Source organism: Facklamia sp. P9177, assembly GCF_050409585.1.
Classification (GTDB): domain Bacteria; phylum Bacillota; class Bacilli; order Lactobacillales; family Aerococcaceae; genus Facklamia.
This window is the reverse complement of the sequence record NZ_JBNUPE010000035.1, coordinates 1-1,793: the sequence shown is the minus strand read 5'-3', so window position 1 is coordinate 1,793 and position 1,793 is coordinate 1. Positions and strand designations below refer to the sequence as shown.

At 28.0% G+C, this 1,793-nt stretch carries 2 protein-coding genes; both read right to left on the bottom strand.

What is annotated here, in order from left to right; all coding sequences use genetic code 11:
- Positions 1-132 precede the first annotated feature (132 nt).
- A complete protein-coding gene (locus ACQV18_RS09310) occupies positions 133-972 on the bottom strand; it encodes a nucleotidyl transferase AbiEii/AbiGii toxin family protein (protein ID WP_428874600.1) in 840 nt (279 codons plus the stop codon).
- Entirely contained in the window at positions 965-1,558 is a 594-nt protein-coding gene (locus ACQV18_RS09305; protein ID WP_428874601.1) for a type IV toxin-antitoxin system AbiEi family antitoxin domain-containing protein, read from the bottom strand. The genes ACQV18_RS09310 and ACQV18_RS09305 overlap by 8 nt, the downstream gene beginning before the upstream one ends.
- Between the last annotated feature and the right edge of the window lie 235 nt (positions 1,559-1,793).

Sequence of the window (1,793 nt, the reverse complement as noted above, 5' to 3'; positions counted from 1 at the left end):
TATCAAGATTATATGTGTCAGGAAGAAAAGAAAAGGAGACCAAGCAACCGTTAGTGGCTTAATCTCCTTGGATAGCATCAACCTTATTTGACATAGAGCCTTAAATCTTCAATCTCTCATCTTTTCATAGCTCTACTGATTTTTTATTTTTTCTATAATATTTATTCCATTATCTATGGCATCTTCAAACTTTATGTCTCTAGCGTAGAGATTTTTCTTCGAATACGCTTGCCACCTTTTTAAAAAAGCTTCATCTGTTTTTAACATTTCCATTAGACTGATGATTTTATCTGTATCAAATTCCGTTTTTCTATAGTTAAATGTTTGAATACAAGCCTCTTTTAATATATCAATCTCTATTTCCTTATCTTTTAATTTATAAATTATATAAAGATCATAATAATCCTTACTTCTGCTATTTAAAAATCCTCTTGAATAAATTGTTTGAATTTTTTCTGCTAATATTGTTTCTATGGGATAAGCTTTAATTAAAATATCTTTTTGTCCAAAAGCACTTATATATTTATAGTCTATGGGATAGGGTGTAATAACATCTCCTGTTGCAATATCAAGAGGTACGATTTGTCTTATATTCTCCATTCTACAAAGTATACTTACACGAAACCCTCCATACTGGTCATCTTCCTTAATTGTACTTATTCCATGTGTTTTATAGAATATATCATCTGAAGATTTTGTTTCCAGTGCTTCTTGTAATATTTTTAATATATTTTCTTCTGATAAGTGCATATTTCTCAAAAGAAAGTCTATATCTACTGTACTTCTTGAATCTATACCTACTACATTAGATAGAAGAAAACCTCCTTTAAAAACAAAGTTTTCATGATATTTACTCTGTGATAATTTTTTTAATATGCTTTCCAAAAAATAATATAGCATTACTGAATTAAATGGAAGTCCAGTTTCTTTGCTTATCTTGTGACAAATAGCGGTTAGTTTTGCTTTATTCATATACCACCTCCATAACTTCCTTTACTTTATCTTCTATTCCCATTTTTCTTGCTATTTCATAAAGAGAATGTATATCCTTATCCTTATATTTAGAATATGAACGAATGAGTTTTACATAAACTTCAACATCCATTTTTTCTTTGTTAGAAATAAAATCACAAAGTGTTCTTTCGTAGGAATAAACATTAACAGTATTTCCAAACATTGTCTTTTTCTGGATAATGCCTAAGTCATAAATAGATTTTTTTACATAATTAACATTAAGTGTATCTTGCTTTTCATTAAATTTATAGCCATTGTAAACTGTAACATCCATTATCCATGGAATTTTGTCCGTTACTCCAAGTATAAACAAAGCTGTCTCATAGGAAAATATTGCCTTTTTATACTGATATTGAAAAAAATAGTAGTCATCATAATCACCATCTTTAGTAATATATATTCCTTTTTGAACTCTAAACAATTTTCCTTCTTTTACTAGTCTACTTAAATATACTGTAGGTATATTATTTTCTCTGCAATAAGTAGATGTTATAATACCACCTGACTTTTTAAGATGTCTTTCAATTTGCTTTCTATGATTCATTATATTCATCTCCTTGTTGCATTTACACTTATATTATATACTTTTATTAGTGTATTTACAACAAAGCTTTGAATTCATATCCAATTTATTTCAATTACACAATCCATTATTTTACTTGGCTCTGCTTCCCTACTCTGCTTTTAAAGTTCTATAATAAATAGGGGGGATGGAAGAAAAACACTTCCTTCCACCCTATTTTTTGGTACATAAAAACACAGAAGTCCAATCTATTAAA

What these genes read in the sequence shown, in the direction of transcription:
- ACQV18_RS09310 (WP_428874600.1), bottom strand. Translation starts at nt 972, where the DNA reads ATGAATAAAGCAAAACTAACCGCTATTTGTCACAAGATAAGCAAAGAA.
- ACQV18_RS09305 (WP_428874601.1), bottom strand. Translation starts at nt 1,558, where the DNA reads ATGAATCATAGAAAGCAAATTGAAAGACATCTTAAAAAGTCAGGTGGT.